At 57.9% G+C, this 20,785-nt stretch carries 17 protein-coding genes and 2 tRNA genes; 13 read left to right on the top strand and 6 right to left on the bottom strand.

Features of this window, described 5'->3' with window-relative positions; translation table 11 throughout:
• Positions 1-134 precede the first annotated feature (134 nt).
• Positions 135-3,050 (bottom strand): FAD-binding and (Fe-S)-binding domain-containing protein, encoded by a 2,916-nt coding sequence (locus tag HKD40_RS03395; protein ID WP_169194318.1) that lies wholly within the window; start codon positions 3,048-3,050, stop codon positions 135-137.
• A 59-nt stretch (positions 3,051-3,109) separates the two neighbouring features.
• Entirely contained in the window at positions 3,110-4,042 is a 933-nt protein-coding gene (locus HKD40_RS03390) for a LysR family transcriptional regulator (RefSeq protein ID WP_169194317.1), read from the bottom strand.
• Positions 4,043-4,447: 405 nt separating this feature from the next.
• Here HKD40_RS03390 and HKD40_RS03385 point away from each other — a divergent pair, with 405 nt between their 5' ends.
• From HKD40_RS03385 to ugpC, 6 genes are all read left to right on the top strand, one after another.
• Positions 4,448-5,743 (top strand): extracellular solute-binding protein, encoded by a 1,296-nt coding sequence (locus tag HKD40_RS03385; RefSeq protein ID WP_169194316.1) that lies wholly within the window; start codon positions 4,448-4,450, stop codon positions 5,741-5,743.
• A 44-nt stretch (positions 5,744-5,787) separates the two neighbouring features.
• A complete protein-coding gene (locus tag HKD40_RS03380) occupies positions 5,788-6,708 on the top strand; it encodes a sugar ABC transporter permease (protein ID WP_169194513.1) in 921 nt (306 codons plus the stop codon).
• Positions 6,698-7,585: a carbohydrate ABC transporter permease gene (locus HKD40_RS03375; protein WP_349236469.1), complete on the top strand. Its 888-nt coding sequence runs from the start codon at positions 6,698-6,700 to the stop codon at positions 7,583-7,585. Before HKD40_RS03380 ends, HKD40_RS03375 begins: the two co-directional genes overlap by 11 nt.
• A 77-nt stretch (positions 7,586-7,662) precedes the next feature.
• Positions 7,663-8,679 carry a Gfo/Idh/MocA family oxidoreductase gene (locus HKD40_RS03370; RefSeq protein ID WP_169194315.1) on the top strand — a complete coding sequence of 339 codons (1,017 nt, stop codon included), beginning with the start codon at positions 7,663-7,665 and terminating at the stop codon, positions 8,677-8,679.
• Positions 8,676-9,755, top strand: a complete 1,080-nt coding sequence (locus HKD40_RS03365; RefSeq protein ID WP_169194314.1) for a Gfo/Idh/MocA family oxidoreductase — start codon at positions 8,676-8,678, stop codon at positions 9,753-9,755. Before HKD40_RS03370 ends, HKD40_RS03365 begins: the two co-directional genes overlap by 4 nt.
• 14 nt (positions 9,756-9,769) lie before the next feature.
• Positions 9,770-10,831, top strand: coding sequence for a sn-glycerol-3-phosphate ABC transporter ATP-binding protein UgpC (ugpC, locus tag HKD40_RS03360; RefSeq protein WP_169194313.1), 1,062 nt, complete (start codon positions 9,770-9,772; stop codon positions 10,829-10,831).
• A gap of 72 nt (positions 10,832-10,903) precedes the next feature.
• On the opposite strand, the gene HKD40_RS03355 is transcribed toward ugpC, so the two are convergent.
• The 3 genes from HKD40_RS03355 to HKD40_RS03345 form a co-directional block, all read right to left on the bottom strand.
• Positions 10,904-13,045, bottom strand: coding sequence for a catalase (locus HKD40_RS03355; RefSeq protein ID WP_169194312.1), 2,142 nt, complete (start codon positions 13,043-13,045; stop codon positions 10,904-10,906).
• A 190-nt stretch (positions 13,046-13,235) separates the two neighbouring features.
• A tRNA-Gly gene (locus tag HKD40_RS03350) sits at positions 13,236-13,310 on the bottom strand.
• 73 nt (positions 13,311-13,383) lie between these two features.
• A tRNA-Gly gene (locus tag HKD40_RS03345) sits at positions 13,384-13,458 on the bottom strand.
• A 196-nt stretch (positions 13,459-13,654) separates the two neighbouring features.
• On the opposite strand from HKD40_RS03345, the gene HKD40_RS03340 reads away from it, so the two are divergent.
• The 3 genes from HKD40_RS03340 to HKD40_RS03330 are packed head-to-tail and all read left to right on the top strand — an operon-like array spanning position 13,655 to position 15,499.
• A complete protein-coding gene (locus tag HKD40_RS03340) occupies positions 13,655-14,596 on the top strand; it encodes a co-chaperone YbbN (protein ID WP_169194311.1) in 942 nt (313 codons plus the stop codon).
• 7 nt (positions 14,597-14,603) lie between these two features.
• Positions 14,604-15,272, top strand: a complete 669-nt coding sequence (locus tag HKD40_RS03335; RefSeq protein WP_169194310.1) for an LON peptidase substrate-binding domain-containing protein — start codon at positions 14,604-14,606, stop codon at positions 15,270-15,272.
• The gene (locus HKD40_RS03330) at positions 15,272-15,499 is read left to right on the top strand and encodes a Trm112 family protein (RefSeq protein WP_169194309.1); all 228 of its coding nucleotides are present in this window, start codon (positions 15,272-15,274) and stop codon (positions 15,497-15,499) included. The genes HKD40_RS03335 and HKD40_RS03330 overlap by 1 nt, the downstream gene beginning before the upstream one ends.
• Here the strand turns inward: HKD40_RS03330 and HKD40_RS03325 are convergent.
• Positions 15,496-16,716, bottom strand: coding sequence for an FAD-dependent monooxygenase (locus HKD40_RS03325; RefSeq protein WP_169194308.1), 1,221 nt, complete (start codon positions 16,714-16,716; stop codon positions 15,496-15,498). The genes HKD40_RS03330 and HKD40_RS03325 overlap by 4 nt on opposite strands.
• Before the next feature lie 288 nt (positions 16,717-17,004).
• Here HKD40_RS03325 and HKD40_RS03320 point away from each other — a divergent pair, with 288 nt between their 5' ends.
• The 4 genes from HKD40_RS03320 to HKD40_RS03305 all read left to right on the top strand — a co-directional run bounded on the left by HKD40_RS03320 (position 17,005) and on the right by HKD40_RS03305 (position 20,743).
• Complete coding sequence (locus HKD40_RS03320; RefSeq protein ID WP_169194307.1) at positions 17,005-17,343, top strand: P-II family nitrogen regulator; 339 nt, start codon at positions 17,005-17,007, stop codon at positions 17,341-17,343.
• Positions 17,344-17,368: 25 nt separating this feature from the next.
• Positions 17,369-18,727, top strand: a complete 1,359-nt coding sequence (locus HKD40_RS03315) for an ammonium transporter (RefSeq protein WP_169194306.1) — start codon at positions 17,369-17,371, stop codon at positions 18,725-18,727.
• Positions 18,728-19,054: 327 nt separating this feature from the next.
• Positions 19,055-19,393, top strand: a complete 339-nt coding sequence (locus tag HKD40_RS03310; RefSeq protein WP_169194305.1) for a P-II family nitrogen regulator — start codon at positions 19,055-19,057, stop codon at positions 19,391-19,393.
• A gap of 18 nt (positions 19,394-19,411) precedes the next feature.
• Positions 19,412-20,743, top strand: a complete 1,332-nt coding sequence (locus HKD40_RS03305) for an ammonium transporter (RefSeq protein ID WP_169194304.1) — start codon at positions 19,412-19,414, stop codon at positions 20,741-20,743.
• Positions 20,744-20,785 lie beyond the last annotated feature (42 nt).

Below are 20,785 nucleotides of genomic sequence, written 5' to 3'. Positions count from 1 at the left end.
ATTCCAACCTCACCCACCAGCCCAATCCCTCTCCCGCTCGCGGGGGAGGTTAGGTGGGTGCCATTCCCCAAAAACAAAAAAGGGGCAGCTAAGCCGCCCCCTTTCAAAACCCCAAAATCCAAAAGCCAAAAGCCTTATCGCGTCGCCCATTCCAATAAGCTCGCGAGCCCCACAAACGGCACGCCCGCCCGCTCGGAAAGCCCCGAAGCACAGGTGGACACTGTCGACACGCCGACGGTGCAATTGGCGGGCACATCGTTCTTCACCCGACGGGTTGCGTGTTCATTCAATTCAGGAATGAACAGCCCCTTGTCGCCCGCATACCCACAGCAGGTGATCGAGCTGAGCACCGCCAGCTTTTCCGAACACGCCTGCGCCACCGCTTCCGTCGCCGGTTGCTCTGCCAAGCGCTGTGCCGAGCAATTGTGGTGCACAGCCACCACGGGCAGACGCTGGGTGATGGTCAGGCGGGGCAAGACATGACTGAGCAAATACTGCGCGCTATCCGCGACCGCGGCCTCGCCCGGAAACTCCTTGAGATGCTTGGCGCAGGTTGATGCGTCCGTGACCACATTGAGCGCGCCGCCATGCGATAGGCGCGACAGCTCATCGTTGAGGGCGCCCCCCACACGTTTTGCCTCCTCAGGGAAACCCTTGGATTGGAACGGCTGACCACAGCATTGGCCGGTGAGCTTTTCGGGGATGATCACCTCATAGCCCGCCCGTTCGAGGAGGACCACCATGGCGTCCTGCGTCGACAGAAAACCTTCGTCCGTCTTTGGCGCGCCGAACATGCGGCTCGGGCAAGCGGGGAAATAGACAATCTTTTCCCGCGCTGGCTGCGAGATCGGTACGGGGAAGCCCGTTGTGCGCGGGTCTTGACGATTGTCGCGTGCCTTTGGTGTTCCGGTGCCGTGGTGCAACGCCCGCGAGACGCGTGGAATGCGGTTCCCGGTCAGCTTGCGTGCCGTATCTGTCAGTGCTTCCACAGCGCCACCGGGGATGATCGTCCTGGCCCCATCGGCCACGGCCAGACCAATTCGCATTCCCGTTTCAATCGTCGCGAGGTTTCCAGCGACAAGTTTGGCAATCGAATGCCCGGTGTCGCCGCGGCGTCGGGCCCTTTCGCCCATCACCATGGTGCCGGTCTCAATCCCAACCGGGCAGCGTAGCGCACATAGATTGCACGCCGCGCAAGTGTCGAGCCCGGCATATTGGAAATCGGCTTCAAACTTTTCCAACCGTGCCGGATCTTCGCTCGAAGCTCGCATGCGGGCGCGTTCGCGCGTCACGGCAATGCGTTGACGAGGCGTCAGCGTCATATGATGGCTGGGGCAGGCGGGTTCACAGAAGCCGCATTCAATGCACATGTCCACGAGGCCATCGGCCTGCGGCATGAGCTTGAGATGGCGCACATGCGCCTTGGGGTCGGCGTTCAAAATCACGCCCGGATTGAGTATGGTTTCGGGATCAAAGATCGCCTTGATCTCTTCCATCAAGCCATAGGCTTTTTTGCCCCACGCAATTTCAACGAATGGCGCAATCGCCCGGCCCGTGCCGTGCTCGGCCTTGAGCGAGCCATTGTAGCGCACCGAGACGAGGTCCGAGAGCGCTTGGTTGAAGAGGTCGAACTTTTCCGCGGCGCCCGGCTTGGCAAAGTCGTCGCCCATCAAAAAGTGCAAATTCCCCGCCAGCGCATGGCCAAAGATGATCGCGTCTTCATAGCCATGCTCATCGAGCATCGCGCGCACATCGGTCACAAAATCGGCGAGCATTTCAATCGGCGCGGCAATGTCTTCGGTCATCAGGGTGGTGCCCTGCGGACGCGTTGCCCCGGCGGTGGTGAAAAAGCCTTTGCGGATATCCCAGAACGCGTGGCTCAAATGCTCGTCGGTCGAGAAGTTGAGATGGGTCGCCCCGTGTCGCGCCAGCAAGTCCTCTGTCTTTTGCACCTCGGCAATCAGCGTTGCTTCGTCAGGCGCAGTCACGTCGATCAAAACCGCAGGTGAGTGCGCGGTCAGCCAAGGCAAAATGCTCGCCATGGCGGGCACATGCTCAACCGTCGCCAGCGCCCGGCGCTCGATATATTCGGCGGCATTGACGCCGACCGTCAGTTGCACCCCGCCATTGGCCATTTCGATAATGGCCCGCCCTGCCGATTGCGCGTCAGGGAAGGGGATCATCCCCGTCGATTTATACGGGTGCTCCGGCACGGTGTTGTAGGTCACTTCCGAGACAAAGCCGAGCGTGCCTTCAGAGCCCACCATAAGATGGATCAAAATGTCGAGCGGGTCGTGATAGTCGACCAGCGCATTGAGCGAATAGCCGACCGTGTTCTTGATCCGATATTTTTCCCGGATCAGCGCCACAAGCTCGGCGTCTTCCATCACCACATGATGCAGCTGGTGAATTTTCTCGAGCATAGACGCGTGGGTCTTGCGGAAGGCGGCGCAGCTCTCTGCATCGCCGGAGTCCAGCATGGTCCCGTCGGTCAGCACAATGCGCAGCCGGTCCATGGTGTAATAGGTGTTCTGCGCCACCCCGCAGCACATGCCTGAAGAATTATTGCTCACCACGCCGCCGATCTTGGCGGTGGCCTGGCTCGCCGGATCAGGCCCGATCTTTTTGTTAAAGGGCTTTAGCGCTTTGTTGGCTTCCGCCACGATCACCGCTGGCCCGAGCGTGATTTTCTCCGCGCCGGGGTGAATGGAGAGTTTTCGCCACCCGTCGCCCAAAACCGCCAGCACACCATCGGTGATGGCCTGGCCGGAGAGCGATGTTCCCGCCGCGCGGAAGGTCACGGGCAGGCCTTCAGCCCGCGCCGCTTTGTAGACCGCGCGCACATCATCTTCCGAATTGACGAAAACCACGACAGCCGGGATCAGGCGATAGCTGCTCGCGTCCCCGCTCCAAGCGTAGGTCATCAACGGGTCGGTGAAAATATTGCCCCGCACCTCGGATTTGAGACGCTGAGCCACCCGCTCGCCGGCGGCAAGGCGCTCGGGCGTGGGGGCTTGGGGTTGGGTGGAGTAGTTTGGGGCCTGGTACATAATTATAGCGCTAACATGTCAGAAGCACCCTGTGGAGGGTTTTCAATATTACCTTTGGTTTACGCCTCGCCGGTCCATGCGGGAAGTACGGCGTGGCACGCTTTGGTGATGCGTTCTATGAGTTCTTCTATGCGCTCTTCGCCGCGTCTCTCCCGCAGCACATAAATGCCGCTGATCGCGCGTCGCGGCTCGTCCGCCTGGTCCACCTCAAATAGCCCTTTGGCCTTGAGATCGTCGCACAGCACATTGGTGTGCAGCAATACGGCATCGGTCGCCAAGGCGTAGTCAATGCAGGCCGCCAGTGAGTTCGATCGAAACGCAAACCGGGCGCGATCAAAGATCGTCTCCACCCGCGTGCGCCGCAGTGTTGGGTCGAGAAATCGCTCGTGCCGGCTTTCGGCAATGGCGGTCGTGACCAGAGCGAATTGATCGATCTCGCTGGCCGATCGTGCCTGTCCCAAAAGCGGATGCCCTTCATGGGCGAAGAAGGCGTTGTAAACCTTGGCGAGGGGAATGAAATCTGTGCCCACTGATGGGCTCAACCCATCGATTTCATGGGCCAGAAACATCGAAATATCGCCTGAAAGCATTTGGTCGAGCAGCCGCAGCTGATTGCCTAAGCTCACCTGCACGGGCGATCGCGGAAACTCTTTTTCATAGTCGAGCACCATGTCGCGTAAAAACAGGGACCACCACGAATAGCCCGACCCGATCGACACCCCGCGCTGCACGCCCCGTTGCTGATCGCTGATCACCTTGAGAGTATTATCGTAGATGCGGCTCATCATCCGCGCGTTTTCATAAAGCGTTTCCCCGTAGCGGGTGAGCCTTACCCCGCGTGAGCTCCGCTCAAACAGCGCCGCGCCGATAGTCTCTTCAAGCTTGCGCATGTTGAAGGTCAATGTCGGTTGTGTAATCAGCAGGTTTTGTGCCGCTCCAGACAGTGAACCGGCATCCGCAACTGCCATGAATTGGGTGAGTAGCTTATCCATCGCCTCCTCCGGCTATAGACTGTTTCTATAATACGCAGGAAATTTCGTAGTTTTCCTAGCGATTTTTTTGGGTCACTGTCTCCTTAATCTGACGCGGTCGAAGAGCCGCGCATGAGGGAGAGGAATTTCACCAATTCGTTCACATGGCCTGTCTGTGGAATTTCGCGCCTAGCGCGATTCTTCCATACAAGAGATTGCCCAGCCGGATTTGGACGTGTAACGTTCGTAAATAGCTGGCAAGGCGCACAAAGCTTGCCCGATTATACCTCGGGCGGTGGCGAGCAAGGCAGAAACGGAAATGGGTTCGTTCTTCTTCATCTTGTAACCAGTTAGTGATTTAGCGACGGGAGGTCGCTGGTCATTCGCCAATCCCACTCCGGGATTGTGCACTTTGGGAGGATAAATATGACTATTCGTCTCGATAGACGTCAGTTTCTTATGGGCTCGTCCGCTCTCGCCGCTGCTGGCGCTCTGGGCCTAAGCCCAGCCTTCGCACAAAGCGCGGGCCTGCGTCAGTTCTTCTGGGGCGGTCAGGCGCGCGCCGACCGAACCTATGGCGTCAACGACCTGTTCAAGGCCGCCAATGGCGCAGAGGTTGATTCCAGCTTCCTCGGCTGGGGCGACTACTGGCCAAAGCTGGCCACTGAAACCGCAGGCGGCAATTCGCCAGACATCGTCCAGATGGACTATCGCTTCATCGTTGAATACGCCAAGCGCGGCGCCATTGCTCCGCTCGACGAATATGTCGGCAATCAGCTCAAGCTCGACGGCTTTGATGCCGACCAGCTCGAAGGCGGCAAGGTTGACGGCAAGCTCTACGGTATTTCGCTGGGCGCCAACTCGGTGGCCCAGCTGGTCAACGTCGCAGCTTTTGAAGAAGCCGGTATCGATCTGCCGAACCGCGACACCACCTATGATGACATCCGCGCCATGGGCGAGGCATTCCTCTCCAAGAATATCCGCGGTGGCATTCGCGTTATCGCTGACGGTTCGGGCTCCGAGCCAATGCTCGACAACTGGCTCCGCCAGAAGGGCCTCGCGCTCTACACCGCTGATGGCAAGCTCGGCTTTGATGCCGACGCAGCGATCGAATGGTTCACCTTCTGGAACCAGATGCGCGCCGACAAGATCTGCGTTGACGCCGAAACTCAGGCGCTCGACACCAATGGTCCGCTCGAAACAACCATGGTCGTGATGGGCAAGTCGGCCATGATGCCGTCGAACTCTAACCAGCTCGTGGGCTTCCAGGCGCTGATGACCGACAAGGTCACCATCACCAGCTATCCGCGTATTGCAGCGGGTGTTGGCGGCGGTCACTACCGCAAGCCATCCATGTTCTTCTCCATCGGCGGCTCGTCCAAGAACAAGGAACTGGCAGCTGAGTATCTCTCCTACTTCATCAACGATCCTGAAGCAGGCAAGATTCTCGGCGTCGAACGCGGCATTCCGTGCATTCCGGGCGTCCGCGAAGCCATCGCGCCGACCCTGAATGAACAGGATCAGATCGCGCTCGATTTCGTTGCCAACCTTGGCGATCTCTTGGGCGCTCTGCCTCCTCCTCCACCAGCCGCTGCTGGCGAAATCGACATCTCCGTGCTGCGTACGCTCAGCCAGGAAGTCGCTTTCGGCGCACGCACGCCAGAAGACGCCGGCCAGTATTTCGTCACTGAAGCAAGTGCCGTTCTGGCGCGTCAGGCCTAAAACCTAGGGGACCGTATATGGCCACGCAGGTTGATACGAAACATATGACTTCGGCAGCCCGCGTGGCCGCCCCATCGGTGTGGCGGGGGATATGGGAAAACCATGCCCCCGGCTACCTCTTCCTTTTGCCTTGGTTCATCGGCTTTTTGGGCCTGACCATCGGGCCGATTCTGACGTCTCTCTATCTCAGCTTTACCCATTTCGATCTGCTCACCGCCCCACGCTGGGCTGGGCTCGATAACTACACGCGCATGTTCACCAACGATCCGAAGTTTGCCGCCTCTATGCGCGTCACCTTCGTCTTCGTTATCTTCTCGGTGCCGCTCAAGCTCGCCTTTGCGCTCGGCGTCGCGCTGCTGCTCAATCGCGGCATGAAGGGGCTCTCGATCTATCGCGCGCTGTTTTATCTCCCGAGCCTTTTGGGTGCCTCCGTTGCGATCGCCATTCTTTGGCGTCAGATTTTTGCCGGCAATGGTTTGGTCAATCAGGTCCTCGCCAATTTCGGCATTGAAGGCCCAAGCTGGATTTCCAATCCGAACACCTCGCTGTGGACGCTGATTATTCTGGCCGTCTGGCAGTTTGGCTCGCCCATGATCATCTTCCTCGCTGGGCTTCGTCAGATCCCGCAGGATATGTATGAGGCGGCAAGCCTTGATGGTGCGTCGCGCTGGCGTCAGTTCTGGAAGATCACCCTTCCCATGCTGACCCCGGTGGTGTTCTTCAACGCCATTATCCAGACCATTGAAGCCTTCAAGAGCTTCACCCCGTCCTTCATCATCTCGGGCGGCACAGGCGGTCCGATCAACTCGACCCTGTTCTATACGCTCTATCTTTACAACGAGGCCTTTGGCTTCTTCCGCATGGGCTATGCCTCGGCGCTCGCTTGGGTGCTGCTGATCATCGTCGCTGCGTTTACCGCCTTCTCGTTCCTCACCTCAAAGTTCTGGGTGCACTATGACGACTGATGCAGACCGTCTCACCGTCGTGACCTCGACGTCACCGACCCGCAAACGCATCATGTCGGTTGTGGCGCATGGCTTGCTGATCACTGCGTCGATCATCATGCTCTACCCCTTGCTATGGCTTCTTGCGGCGTCGTTCCGCCCTGAGAACGAGATCTTCACCTCGGGCATTTCGGTGCTGCCGAGTCTGAATTGGAGCATTGATAGCTACTTCCGTGGCTGGAATGGGTTGCGCGTTGGCTTTGGCCAGCTCTTCCTCAATTCCTTTGTCATCTCCGGCCTGTCGGTGATCGGCAATGTCATGGCCTGCTCGCTGGCCGCCTTTGCCTTTGCGCGCCTCGAGTTCTTTGGCCGCAACTTCTGGTTCGCCATGATGCTGATGACGCTCATGCTGCCCTATCAGGTCACCCTGATCCCGCAGTATGTGATGTTCCTCAACATGGGCTGGGTGAACAGCTTCCTTCCCCTCGTCGTGCCAAAGTTCTTGGCCGCCGACGCCTTCTTCATCTTCCTGATGGTGCAGTTCTTCCGTGGCATCCCCAAGGAGCTTGATGAAGCCGCGCGTATGGACGGGGCAGGGCCGTGGCGCATCTATTGGAAGATTCTTCTTCCCTTGAGCACGCCGGTTCTGGCGACCGCCGCGATCTTCACCTTCATCTGGACCTGGGACGATTTCTTTGGCCCGCTGATCTATCTTTCCGATCTGCGCCAATACACCGTCATGCTCGGTCTGCGCACCTTCGTCGATAGCACCGGCCAGTCCGACTACGGCGGCATGTTCGCCATGAGCGTCCTCGCTCTGGTGCCGATCTTCGTCTTCTTCCTCGCCTTCCAGCGCCTCCTCATCGAGGGCATTGCCACCACCGGCATGAAGCGCTGATCGCGGACCTAAATTGCACAGGAGCGGCCACACCCGCCGCTCCTTCCAGACCAAATTGAATTGAGGGTTCTCCTCCAATGACGATTAAGTTTGCAGCCATCGGCGTCAACCACGCCCATATTTACGGGCAGGTCGATTGCCTCAAGCGCGCTGGTGCGCAGTTTGTTGGCTTCTATTCGGCTGAAGACGACCTCGCCGCCACTTTTGGCGCGAAATATCCCGAAGCGCCGCGCGTGTCCGATCCGGCCGTCCTGCTCGAAGACCCGTCCATTCAGATCATCACAACCGCCGCAATTCCCGGCGATCGCGCCGAGATCTGCCTCGCCGCCATGCGCCACGGCAAAGACGTGCTCACTGACAAGCCGGGCATGATTTCCTTTGCCCAGTTTGACGAGATCCGCCGCGTCCAAAAGGAAACCGGCCGCATCTTCTCCGTGCTTTACTCCGAGCACTTTGAAGTTCCGGCTGCGGTCGAAGCAGGCAATCTCATTGCGTCTGGCGCCATCGGCAAGGTGGTCAACACCATCGGCATGGGCCCGCATTCTTTGCGCCTCAACAATCGCCCCGATTGGTTCTTCACCCGCAATCGCTACGGCGGCATTTTGTGCGACATCGCCAGCCACCAGTTCGAGCAGTTCCTGTTCTTCTCGGATGCCATGGATGGCGAAGTGGTGTCTGCTTCCGTTGCCAACCGCAATAACCTACACCGTCCGGGCCTTCAGGATGTTGGCGATGCTCACGTCCGCACGCAAAACACCACCGGCTATGTCCGCGTCGATTGGTACACCCCCGAAGGTCTCCCCACTTGGGGCGATGGACGCCTGACCATTTTGGGCACTGAGGGCTATATCGAGTTGAGGAAATACGTCGATATCGACGGCAAGCCCGGCGATAACCACCTCTTCCTCGTCGATAAAAAGGGCGTCCACTACAAGGATTGCTCTGGCGTCGAGCTGCCCTTTGGCCGCCAGTTCCTCGACGACGTGCGCAATCGCACCGAAACTGCCATGCCACAAGAGCGCTGCTTTAATGCCATGAAAATGGCCCTCAATGCTCAAAATCTGGCCGAGCAAGGCACGGAGTGGGCCCAATGAGCCGCGTCTATAACGTTGCTGTCGTCGGCATGGGCATTGGCCGCAGCCACATTGTCGAAGGCTATCTGACCAATCCCGACAAGTTCAAAGTTTTGGCGCTATGCGACCTTAACGTCGAGCGCATGAATGCGGTGGGCGACGAGTTCGGCATCGAACGTCGCATCACCAATTTCGATGATCTGCTCACCATGGCCGACGTTGATATTATCGACGTCTGCACCCCGCCCATGCTGCACCACCCGATGACGCTGGCCGCCCTCAAGGCGAACAAGCACGTCATCTGCGAAAAGCCGCTGGTTGGTTCTCTGGCGCAGGTCGATGAAGTCATCGCCGCCGAGGCCCAGTCAAAAGGCCGCCTCATGCCGGTCTTCCAATATCGATTTGGCGATGGCGTCGAACAGGCAAAAACCATCATCGACGCTGGCATTGCCGGAAAGCCTTATGTCGGCACCGTCGAAACCCTCTGGCGTCGTGGCCCCGATTATTACGCCGTGCCGTGGCGCGGTAAGTGGGCTACCGAGCTCGGTGGGGTGCTCATGACCCACGCCATTCACCCCCATGACATGTTCACCTATCTCATGGGCGACGTATCCCGCCTCTTTGGTCGCGTCGCCACTCGCGTCAACGACATTGAAGTCGAAGATTGCGTCTCCGCTTCCGTCGAAATGGCGAGCGGCGCTCTGGGTAGCTTCACGGCAACCCTTGGCTCCTCCACCGACATTTCGCGTATTCGTCTGGCGTTTGAAAACGTCACCTTCGAAAGCGATCACGCGCCTTACAATCCCGGCGACAAGCCGTGGAAGATCGAGCCGCGCAATCCAGAAACGGCGGCCAAGATCGAAGCTCTACTAAAAGATTGGAAGCACGTCCCGTCGCGTTTCCAAACGCAGATGGCGCGCTTTTACGATGCGCTAGAAGCCAATGGCCCGCTGCCCGTCACTAGTGCCGACTCTCGTCGCGCGCTGGAACTGGTCACGGCCTTTTACCACTCGTCTTCAACCCACACTGAGGTTGAACTTCCCCTCCGCCCCGATCACCCGCTCTATCAGAGCTGGGTTCCGGCCGCATTCCGCTAACAGGGAGATCCACTATGGCAACCAGCATCGAACTGCGGCAGATTAAAAAGGCCTATGGCGAAGTCCCGGTCATTCACGGCGTTGATCTCACCATCGAGCCGGGGCAATTCACCGTCTTCGTTGGCCCCTCCGGCTGCGGCAAGTCCACCCTCCTGCGCATGATCGCGGGTCTTGAGCCGATCACTGGCGGGGACCTCATCATTGATGGTCAGCGCATGAACGATGTGCCCGCTGCCAAGCGCGGCATCGCCATGGTGTTCCAGTCCTATGCGCTTTATCCGCATATGTCGGTCTATCAGAACCTGGCCTTTGGCCTTGAGACCGCACGCATGCCCAAGGCCGAGATCGAAAAACGGGTGCAGCAGGCCGCGGCGATCCTCAAGATCGAGCCGCTCCTCAAGCGCAAGCCAAAGCAGCTCTCAGGCGGTCAGCGCCAACGCGTCGCCATTGGCCGGGCTATCGTACGCGAGCCAAAGATCTTCCTCTTTGACGAACCGCTGTCCAACCTCGACGCCGAACTGCGCGTTGCCATGCGCGTGGAGATTGCAAAACTCCACAACGACCTTGGCAACACCATGATCTACGTGACCCACGATCAGGTCGAAGCCATGACCATGGCCGACAAGATCGTGGTTCTGCGCGCGGGTATTCTGGAACAGGCCGGCGCGCCGCTCGATCTTTATAACAATCCGCGAAACCTCTTTGTGGCCGGGTTCATCGGTTCGCCGAAAATGAACTTCCTCACCGCCACAGTTGAGAACGGTGCCGTCAAAGCTGCGGGGTCCTCCCTGCTCCTCGGCCGCGACGTCACCGGAACCAAAACTCTGGGCATCCGCCCGGAGCACATCACCATCTCGGAAGGCAGCGGCATCAAGTTCGCCGACGTGCGCGTCGACCTGATCGAGAACCTCGGCGGCCAAACTGTGGTCTATGCCACCACCTCTGATGGTGAAGCGCTCACAGTCGTTCTTGAAGGCCAGCGCGCGGTCGCAATGGGCGCAACGATCACCCTCTATCTCGATCCGAGCAAGGTTCACGTCTTCGACGAAGCTGGAAACGCCATAAGCCAATCCTAGGCCCCTCTACAGGCCCAAAAGTGCCAGCCAAAAGCCCCGTGTATGCCCATCCACGGGGCTTTCTTTTTGGTGTTAGGGCAGGTCACGGACCTTGGGTTCGCGCGCCCAATGACGCACCGGCCCAACCGAGATCAGCTCCTCAATCGGCACAACGCCCTCGTCTTTTTCAACGCGAGCGGCATCGAGCAAGATTTGTGTCCCCTTGCAATGGGCAATGGTTTTGCAATGCGCGAACGCGTCCATAAACCATTGAATTGCGGCACCATTTTTGAGCAGCTTTTCGGCAGCGTCTGGCATGAGGATTGACGCCACAGCATCAAAAATCACCGCAGGCGAACCCTCAAGTTTTCCATCAGCCTTGAGCGTTCCACCCTTAACTGGAATACCGCCAACCTTAGGCGCGACCAAAAACGCTGTCCCGCCAGCGCCTTCGATCTCGCTTTTCAGCTGATCAATACTGGCCTTATCCGACCCTTCGGCGAACAAAATGCCAATCTTACGCCCCTCAAAAGTCTTCTTCGCCTGCTTCTGGATAGAGAGCGCATCGGATGTGCCAAGGTCCACAGGCTCTCTCGCGGCCTTGGATTTTGCGGGCAAATCCATCGCGAGGCCCGCGGCGACACGTTTGGCTAACCCCTCGTCAATATTGCGCAAATTGCTCATGACGCGGACACGCACATGCTCCAGCGTCACCTTCGAGAGCTCGAACACAATCGCGTCGATGAGATGGGCCTGCTCATTCCCGGTCTGGCTTTTGAAGAACAGGCGCGCCTGCGAATAATGATCCGCAAACAAATCCGCGCGCATGCGAAGCTTCTCGGTCGGATCGTTGCGCTCGCCATTCTCGGCGAGCGTTGTAAAACCGCTGTCGAGAGAAGCCCTTGGCCCGGAGTTCTCCCCGGCCTCGTAAAGGCTGTTAGGTTCATAATTCGCGCGACCCTTAGGTACGAGCGTTTGCATCATGCCGTCGCGTTGGAAATTATGGAAAGGGCACTTTGGAGCATTGATCGGGATCTGGTGGAAATTCGTCGTGCCCAAACGCGATTTTTGCGTGTCGAGATAGGAGAACAACCGGCCCTGGAGCAGCGGGTCGTTTGAGAAATCAATGCCGGTAATTAGATTGGATGGCAAAAAAGCCACCTGCTCCGTTTCGGCAAAGAAATTGTCGACGTTCCGATTGAGCGTCATACGGCCAATGATCTCGACCGGAATCTCTTCCTCCGGAATAAGCTTGGTGGCGTCGAGCACGTCATAAGGCTGTTTGGCGGCCCATGCTTCGTCAAAAACCTGCACACCCAAATCCCATTGCGGGAAGTCGCCACCGTCTATTGCTTCAAACAAGTCCCGGCGATGGAAGTCTGGGTCAGCCCCAGCCAGTTTCACCGCTTCATCCCAAGTCGTTGATTCAATTCCTAAAACTGGTTTCCAGTGGAATTTAACAAACGTGCCTTCACCCTTTGCATTGACGAAGCGGAAGGTGTGGACGCCAAAGCCTTCGATCATGCGCAAGGACCGTGGAATGCCGCGATCCGACATGGCCCACATGATCATATGGCTGGTTTCTGGCATCAGGCTCACCCAGTCCCAGAACGTGTCATGGGCCGAAGCGGCCTGCGGATAGCCGCGATCGGCTTCCATCTTAACGCTATGAACCAAATCAGGAAATTTCATTGCATCCTGGATAAAGAACACCGGAATGTCGTTGCCGACGAGGTCCCAATTGCCCTCTTCCGTATAGAGTTTGACGGCAAAGCCGCGTACATCGCGCGGCGTGTCGACCGAACCAGCGCCACCAGCCACGGTCGAAAACCGCACGAACACCGGGCAGCTCGTGCCAGCCTTTTGAAAGAGCTGCGCTTTTGTGAGTTGGGGAATCGCTTTGGTGACTTCAAACACCCCATGCGCGCCGGACCCACGAGCATGCACAATGCGTTCGGGGATGCGCTCATGGTCAAAGTGGAAGATTTTTTCGCGCAGCACGAAATCTTCGAGCAGCGTCGGACCGCGCGATCCGGCCTTGAGACTGTTCTGATTGTCGGAAATGCGATGACCGTGGTTGTCGGTCAGAAAAGCGCTGGGGTCCGCCCCCATGGGAGCCTGCTGCTGTAACTCGCCAGAGTTGCCGCGCTTCTCGTCGGGCGTGAATTGTACTTCGCCGGGTGCGTGCTCATGTAAGCTATTGGAATTAGAAGGAGAGTTTTTCTCGTCTGGCATGGGGTTCTCCGCAGAACAAGGTCTGTCGGGGGCCGCACCGGAATGGTCTCAACAGCGGCACCCTAATCCAAGAGAACTCTTGGGGAGCAGTGCCGTTCCGCCAAAGCCAGGTTCTGGTCAGGAAGTGAACGCCAAACAACAAAAAGGCCCCCGAAGGAGCCGATTTGTTTTGCCAACTATTTCACCGAATTGGAGCGGGCGATGGGATTCGAACCCACGACCCTAACCTTGGCAAGGTTATGCTCTACCCCTGAGCTACACCCGCATTCCGTATCGGTATAGAAGATTTCCTCGCGGAAGGTTATCTTCTGGTCAAAGCCCTAAGGCCTTGAAGTATTTGGAGCGGGCGATGGGATTCGAACCCACGACCCTAACCTTGGCAAGGTTATGCTCTACCCCTGAGCTACACCCGCGCTCCGTTTTTGTTGCCGCGCCTTGTCGTTGCGCCAACGAGGGCTTATATGCCCAATCGCCCGGCTGATTGCAACCCGATATTTTCCGGAGACCCAACTTGTTCAAAGGGCTGTGGGAAACGCTCTTGAAACGCTAGGCGGAACAAGGGAAAAAGGGGTCCAAGGCTTTGTAGCAAAAGCAGAAGAGCAGATTGCCATGACCATGTCGTTTGATGCAGCACCCAGTGCTTCTCGTCCTCCTGCAGAGCTAATCCGCGATGGTAGTGACGCCGGTTTTAAAGCGGATGTGATCGACGCATCCCTAGAGACTCCAGTCCTTGTGGACTTCTGGGCCCCTTGGTGCGGCCCTTGCCGCCAGCTTGGCCCAGCCATTGAAAAAGTGGTTGCCGAAAAGGCCGGAGCCATCCGTCTCGTCAAAATTAATATCGACGAACATCCTCATTTTGCTGGCCAACTTGGCGTCCAGTCCATTCCGGCGGTCTTCGCATTTGCTGGCGGTCGCCCGGTCGATGGCTTTATGGGCGCTATGCCAGAAGGCGAAGTGCGCCGTTTTGCCGAGCGCGTTATTTCGGCTGCGCCTGCAGGACAACCGGCTGCCGATACGCTCGAAAGCCAAATCGCGGATGCTCTCAACATCGCGCAGCAGGCAATTGCCGCTGGCGATCTCCCGCAAGCCGTTGAAATCTTTGGCATGGTTCTCCAGCACGTCCCTGATCACGCTCAGGCGCTGATCGGATTGGCCGGTGTCTATTTGGCCGCCGATGAGCTTGAAGAAGCACGCGCAACCTTGGATGCTGTTCCCGAAGCTGGCCGCACCGGCGACGCTTACAATGCCTTGGTCAATGCCATTCGCCTCAAGGACGAGGCCGCAGGCCTATCCGAATCTGCGGCGCTAGAAGCCACAGTGGCTGCCGAGCCCGACAATCATCAGGCACGCTTTGATCTCGCCATGGTGCTCAATGCTGAAGGCAAGCGCGTCGAAGCAGCGGAAGCTTTGGTCACGATTTTCAAGCGCGATCGCACTTGGAATGAAGATGCGGCCCGCAAGAAACTGCTCGAGTTCTTCGAGGCTTGGGGCTTTAAAGACCCGGCAACCGTTAAGGGTCGCCGTCTCCTCTCTGCAGCGCTGTTTTCCTAAGGATACTATGCCTACGCGCCCCACAAGCATTGCTGAGCTGCCGCAATCGGTTGCCATCTTCCCGCTGAGTGGGGCGCTGCTGCTGCCCTTTTCTCATCGGCCTCTCAATATTTTTGAGCCGCGCTATATCGAGATGATCGATAAGGCCTTGGGGGGCGATCGCCTGATCGGGCTCATCCAACCAGAAGATATGAGCGAGGAAAGTCCAAAGGGCGAAGTGCCCTTGCAGCAGATCGGCTGCCTTGGTCGCCTCACGCATTTTGAAGACAATGCCGATGGTCGCTATTTCGTTGTTTTGGAAGGGATTTGCCGTTTCCGCCTTGAACGGGAGCTAACGGTCGATACGCCTTTCCGTCAGGCTGAAATTTCTGCTCTCGGCTATGATGCAGATTTCGAGCGCACCTATGGTGAGGGCGCGGTTGATCGCCAGCGCTTCCTCAAAATGATGCGGGACTATGCTGAATTCGCCAATTTTGAACTCAATTGGGAAGAGATTGAGAGCACAGGCACAGCTGACCTTGTCAATTTCTGCTGTATGGTGTCGCCCTATGGGGCCGCTGAAAAGCAGGTCTTGCTTGAAGCGCAAACCCTTCACGATCGTGCGGAGACCCTGATTGCCATGACAGAATACGAAATGGCACGCGGCTCTAGCGATGGCACTGTCTCGGTGAACTAATGGTCAAGGGCGACATCGTTCCGCGCTATGTATTGCATCCGCAAACCCTCGAAATGCTGGTTTGTCCGATGACGAAGACGCGGCTGACCCTGTCGCCCGACAAGTCCGAACTAATTTCGGTCGCCGCGCGATTGGCCTTCCCTATTGTCAAAGGGGTGCCGCTTCTGAGTCTCGACGACGCACGCGCCGTCGAGCTCGAAGAAATTCAGAAACTGCGGTTGGTCTAAAGCGGTATCCCGCTCAAGAGCTTAGGGCCATTGCCGGCAGATGCCGCTCGGATCAAAGCGGATTTCACCGGACCCGCACGGTCGACCAGGCCCAGCCCGAAATCGCGCACCGCTCGAATGGGAGCAATCTCATTGGAAAACAGCCTATTCATGCCATCGGTCACCACGGCCATGGAGGTCGTGTCAAACCGCCGCCAGCTCTGGTAGCGCTCCAGCACGTCTTGTGTTCCGTGGTCGAGGCCGAGGCGCATGGCGTCCACAATGACTTCGGCCAGCGCCGCAACGTCCTTCAGCCCGAGATTAAGCCCTTGCCCAGCAATTGGGTGCACGACATGGGCGGCATCCCCCACAAGCGCGAGGCGTGGCCCGATAAAGCTTTTTGCGAGCTGCAATCGCAGGGGAAAGCCTGCGAGCTTGTCCTCAAGCGTCACCTTGCCCAGCATTGAACCCATAACGGCTTCAATCTCCTCTGCCAGTTGCTCCGGCGTCATGGCGAGAAAGCGCTTCGCCGCTTCAGACGTCTCAGTCCACACCAGTGAAGAGCGGTTGCCCGGCAAGGGGAGGCTGGCAAAAGGCCCCGCAGGCCTAAAATGCTCATATGCGACGCCATCATGAGCCAATTCATGGCTGATCGTCGCCACTAGCCCCGTTTGATTGTAATCGGCCCCCATCGTGTCGATACCGGCTTGCTTGCGCAGCCAAGACTGCGCGCCGTCGGCTGCCACGATCAGCGGCGCGATGAGTTCACGACCATCCTCAAGCGTAATGGTGCTGAGCGATGCGCCTGCATCCCAAGATTGGATTGCGGCCGGTGCAATGACCGAGATGTTCGGCGCAGTTGCCTCGAGCAAGGCGCCGACACTCGCTTGGTTCGGCACCATATGCGCAAAGGGTTCGCCGGGTCCAACTTCGCCATCAAACTGTAGAAACATGGGGCGAGCCAAATCCCCTGTTCCGGAATCCGTAATGCGCATGGCAGTCATGGCCTGCGCATGCGGGGCCATGTCATCCCAGACGCCCAAGACCTCGAAAATGCGACGCACTCCAGCAGCAATGGCCGAAGCGCGGTTGTCTTGCGGAACAGAGAGTGGGCGGCGATCAACGAGGCCAACACGAATTCCTGCAGCTGAGCGCACCAGCGCTAAAGCCAGCGTAAGGCCCACGGGCCCCGCGCCCACGATCAGCACATCAAAACGCTCACAGCTGGACTTTGTCATGAACCACTCCACTTCTGTTCTCGGTTCTGGCCTGCATGTGTGATCGGGGCAAGCCCCCAGCAAGCCCCGGGCCCAAAAAGGGGGCCAAAACACGCGCCTAAATATTAACCGCCATGCCGCGTCGATGCTCAAAAACTAGACGCATGTTAGTCGCCTGGGTCGCCTTAAAATTAGGCGACGTGGTAACACGCTGATTTAAAACGATTTTCTTGCGACGCTCATAGTTGGCATGGCGCTTGAGTCTGAGTTGGCATTCCACACTGCGCCAGATGGCGCCAAGGGGGTAAGATGAAACTCGTTGTTGCCATCATTAAGCCGTCGCGCTTGGAAGAAGTCCGTCAGGCACTGAATTCGCTCGACGTCCACGGCATGACTGTCACTGAAGTCAAAGGCTATGGCCGCCAGAAGGGCCATTCGGAAATCTATCGCGGCACCGAATATGCCGTGCATTTCCTTCCCAAGCTGAAAGTCGAAATCGCTGTCGAAAGTGATCAGGCCGACGCTGTTGTTGTCGCCATCCGCGACGCCGCCCAGACCGGCCGCATCGGCGACGGCAAGATTTTCGTCCTCGATCTGCTTGCAGCGACCCGGATTCGCACCGGTGAAACCGGCGCGTCCGCGCTCTGATCCGCCCTTTCAGGAGAATTATTGTATGATTGCGTTGAACGCTCCTCTTAAGATTGCAGGCGGTGTCGCGCTCGCGACAGCTTTGCTGGCGCTGCCCGCCGCAGCCCAAGATGCAGTTCCAGAAGCCGTTGCAGCCATTTTTGGTGAAGCGACGCTTCACACCCAGTTTATTCTGAACAGTTTCCTGATGTTGTTCGGTGGCATCCTTGTTTTCTGGATGGCTGCTGGTTTTGCCATGCTCGAAGCGGGCATGGTCCGTAAGAAAAACGTCTCCATGCAGCTGCTCAAGAACATCTTGATGTACTCGCTCGCATGTCTTGCTTACTACGTCATCGGCTACAAGTTGATGTACCCCGGCGATGCGTGGATCATCCCGAACGTCTTGGGCGCGCTTGGCATTGCTGTTCTTGAGCCTGTTGGTCTCACTGCAGACGCAGCCGATCTGACCTACGCAACCACCAGCTCGGACTTCTTCTTCCAGGTGATGTTCTGCGCCACTGCAGCTTCGATCGTATCGGGCACTGTTGCCGAGCGCATCAAGCTGGTTCCGTTCATGATCTTTGTCGCGATCCTGACCGCGCTGGTTTACCCAATCCAGGCATCCTGGAAGTGGGGCGGCGGCTTCCTCGACACCAACTTCGGTTTCCTCGACTTCGCCGGGTCCACAGTTGTTCACTCCGTTGGCGGCTGGGCTGCTCTCGCAGGTGCGATTGTTCTGGGTGCTCGTAAGGGCAAGTACAATGCCGATGGTTCAGTGAACCCGATCCCGGGCTCCAACATGCCGCTTGTTGTTCTGGGCATGTTCATCCTCTGGATGGGTTGGTACGGCTTTAACGGTGCGTCGCAGCTGGCAATGGGCACCATTGGCGATATCGCTGACGTTGGTCGCGTTATGGCAAACACCAATGCCGGTGCACTTGGTGGCGCGCTTGCCGCCGCTCTGCTGGCTGGCGTGATGTATAAAAAGGTCGACCTGACCTTTGTGGTCAATGGTGCTCTCGCAGGCCTCGTCTCGATCACTGCTGAACCACTCACCCCAGGCCTTGGCACCGCATCGCTGATCGGTGCTGTCGGTGGCGTTATCGTTGTTCTCTCGGTGCCACTGCTCGACAAGTTCAAGATCGACGACGTTGTCGGTGCGATCCCAGTTCACCTATTTGCAGGCATGTGGGGCACCATCGCCGTCGTCTTCACTAATGCTGACGCCACCCTTGGCGGCCAGTTGATCTCGATCCTTGTTGTTGGTGTGTTCACCTTCGTCATCAGCTTTGCTGCCTGGACCATCCTCAAGGCGGTGATGGGCCTGCGCCCAAGCGCCGACGATGAAGAAGTTGGTCTCGACGTTGCTGAAGTTGGCGTCGAAGCCTACCCGCAATTCAAGTAATTGCCGCGAACGCCGGGCGTGTCTCACGCCCGGCGTTCCCCCCTCTTATTAGCGGCGTGCAGCTCGCGTCCCTCTTGGCCCGCCACAGAGGCTTCCCACTCGCACTGCGCGTGCTGCACACCCCTAATAAGCCCTGCACAAATAATAAGCGCCAAAAGAATATTTCGCTCAGTAATTGTGCAAATTAGATCTCCGTTTTCAGCGGGCGAATTCCCTAACTTCCTAAGTATTTGCTGTTTCTGCAAGATTCTTGTTTCGCTCAATTGGCACGCGACTTGAGTCTCATCTTGTATTCGACACTGCGTCCTGTGACGCGAAGGGGGTCAGATGAAACTTGTTGTTGCCATCATCAAGCCATCGCGGCTGGAAGAGGTCCGGCAGGCGCTCAATTCACTGGATATTCACGGCATGACCGTGACCGAGGTGAAAGGCTATGGGCGCCAGAAAGGGCACTCGGAAATCTACCGTGGCACTGAATATGCCGTGAATTTCCTGCCCAAGCTCAAAATCGAAATCGCCGTTGAAGACGATCAGGCGGACACCGTCGGCGCGACCATCCGCGATGCCGCCCAAACCGGCCGTATCGGCGACGGTAAAATCTTCATTCTCGACCTGCTCGCTGTCACCCGTATTCGCACCGGCGAAACCGGCGCATCCGCGCTTTAATCACTCCTGGAGACCAAGATGAAATCATCAAAACTTTTTGGGAGTGCGGCGTTAGCCTCCCTCTTTTTAGCCTTGCCGGCCCTCGGGCAGGATGCCGCCCCCGCTGAAATGGTGGAAGTCGCAACCATCGACTCTGGCGATACCGCATGGATGATTGTTTCGACCCTGTTGGTCATCCTGATGACCATCCCGGGCGTGGCCCTGTTTTACGGCGGGCTGGTGCGTTCGAAGAACATTCTCTCGGTGATCACCCAAGTCTTCGGCGCCTTCTCGATGATCGCGCTGCTGTGGGTCGCTTTCGGCTATTCCCTAGCCTTCTCGGGTCCCAGCGAAGGTGGATTGTCGGCGTACATCGGCGATCTCTCCAATCTCTTCCTCGCCAACGTCACACCCGACTCGGTGTCAGGATCAATTCCAGAACTCGTCTTCGTTGTCTTCCAGCTGACGTTCGCTTGTATCACCGCGACGCTGGTTGTCGGCGGTATTGCTGAACGCATGAAGTTCGGTGCTGTGATGGCGTTTCTCGCCATCTGGTTTGTCTTCTCCTACCTGCCGATTGCACACATGGTGTGGTCTGGGGCCGGCCTGTTCTTCAACATGGGCGCGCTCGATTTTGCTGGTGGCACGGTCGTCCACATCAACTCCGGCGTTGCTGCACTGGTCGCGGCCATCGTACTTGGGCCGCGCCTTGGCTACATGAAAGAGCCAATCGCTCCACATAACCTCGTCTTCACCTATGTCGGTGCTTGCCTTCTCTGGGTTGGTTGGTTCGGCTTTAATGCTGGTTCGGCTCTGGGTGCGAACGGGCTGGCCGCTCAAGCCTTCCTCAACACCATCACGGCTCCTGCTGCGGCTGGCATTGCCTGGGCTGTCGGCGAAAAAATCACCCGTGGTCATGCCTCGTCGCTGGGCTTTGTTTCGGGCGCCGTTGCGGGCTTGGTTGCCATCACTCCGGCAGCGGGTTTTGCCGGTACCTTCGGCGCGATCGTACTCGGCGCTGTCACCGGCTTTATCTGCCTGTGGGCCGTTGTGACCCTCAAGCCATTGCTCAAATACGACGATAGCCTTGACGTCTTCGGCATTCACGGGGTCGGCGGCATCGTTGGCGCTATCGGCACAGCCATTGTCGCAGCACCCTCCCTCGGCGGGTTTGGTGCGGAAGGCTATGACATGTTTGCGCAACTCGGAACGCAAACGCTGGCCGTGCTTGTGGCAATTGTATGGTCCGGCGTGGTGGCCTTTGTCGCAATCCTGATCGTGAAAGCGATATTCGGCGGCATCCGCGCTTCGGAAGCTGCAGAAATCGATGGTCTCGATCTCTCGAGCCATGGCGAACGCGCTTACAACTAAGCTCTTGGTGGCCGGAGTGATCCGGCCACCGAGACTTGTCAG

This window comes from Devosia sp. MC1541 (assembly GCF_012847305.1).
Taxonomy (GTDB): Bacteria; Pseudomonadota; Alphaproteobacteria; order Rhizobiales; family Devosiaceae; genus Devosia.
The sequence above is the reverse complement of the archived record's forward strand: the minus strand, read 5'-3'. Positions and strand labels throughout refer to the sequence as shown.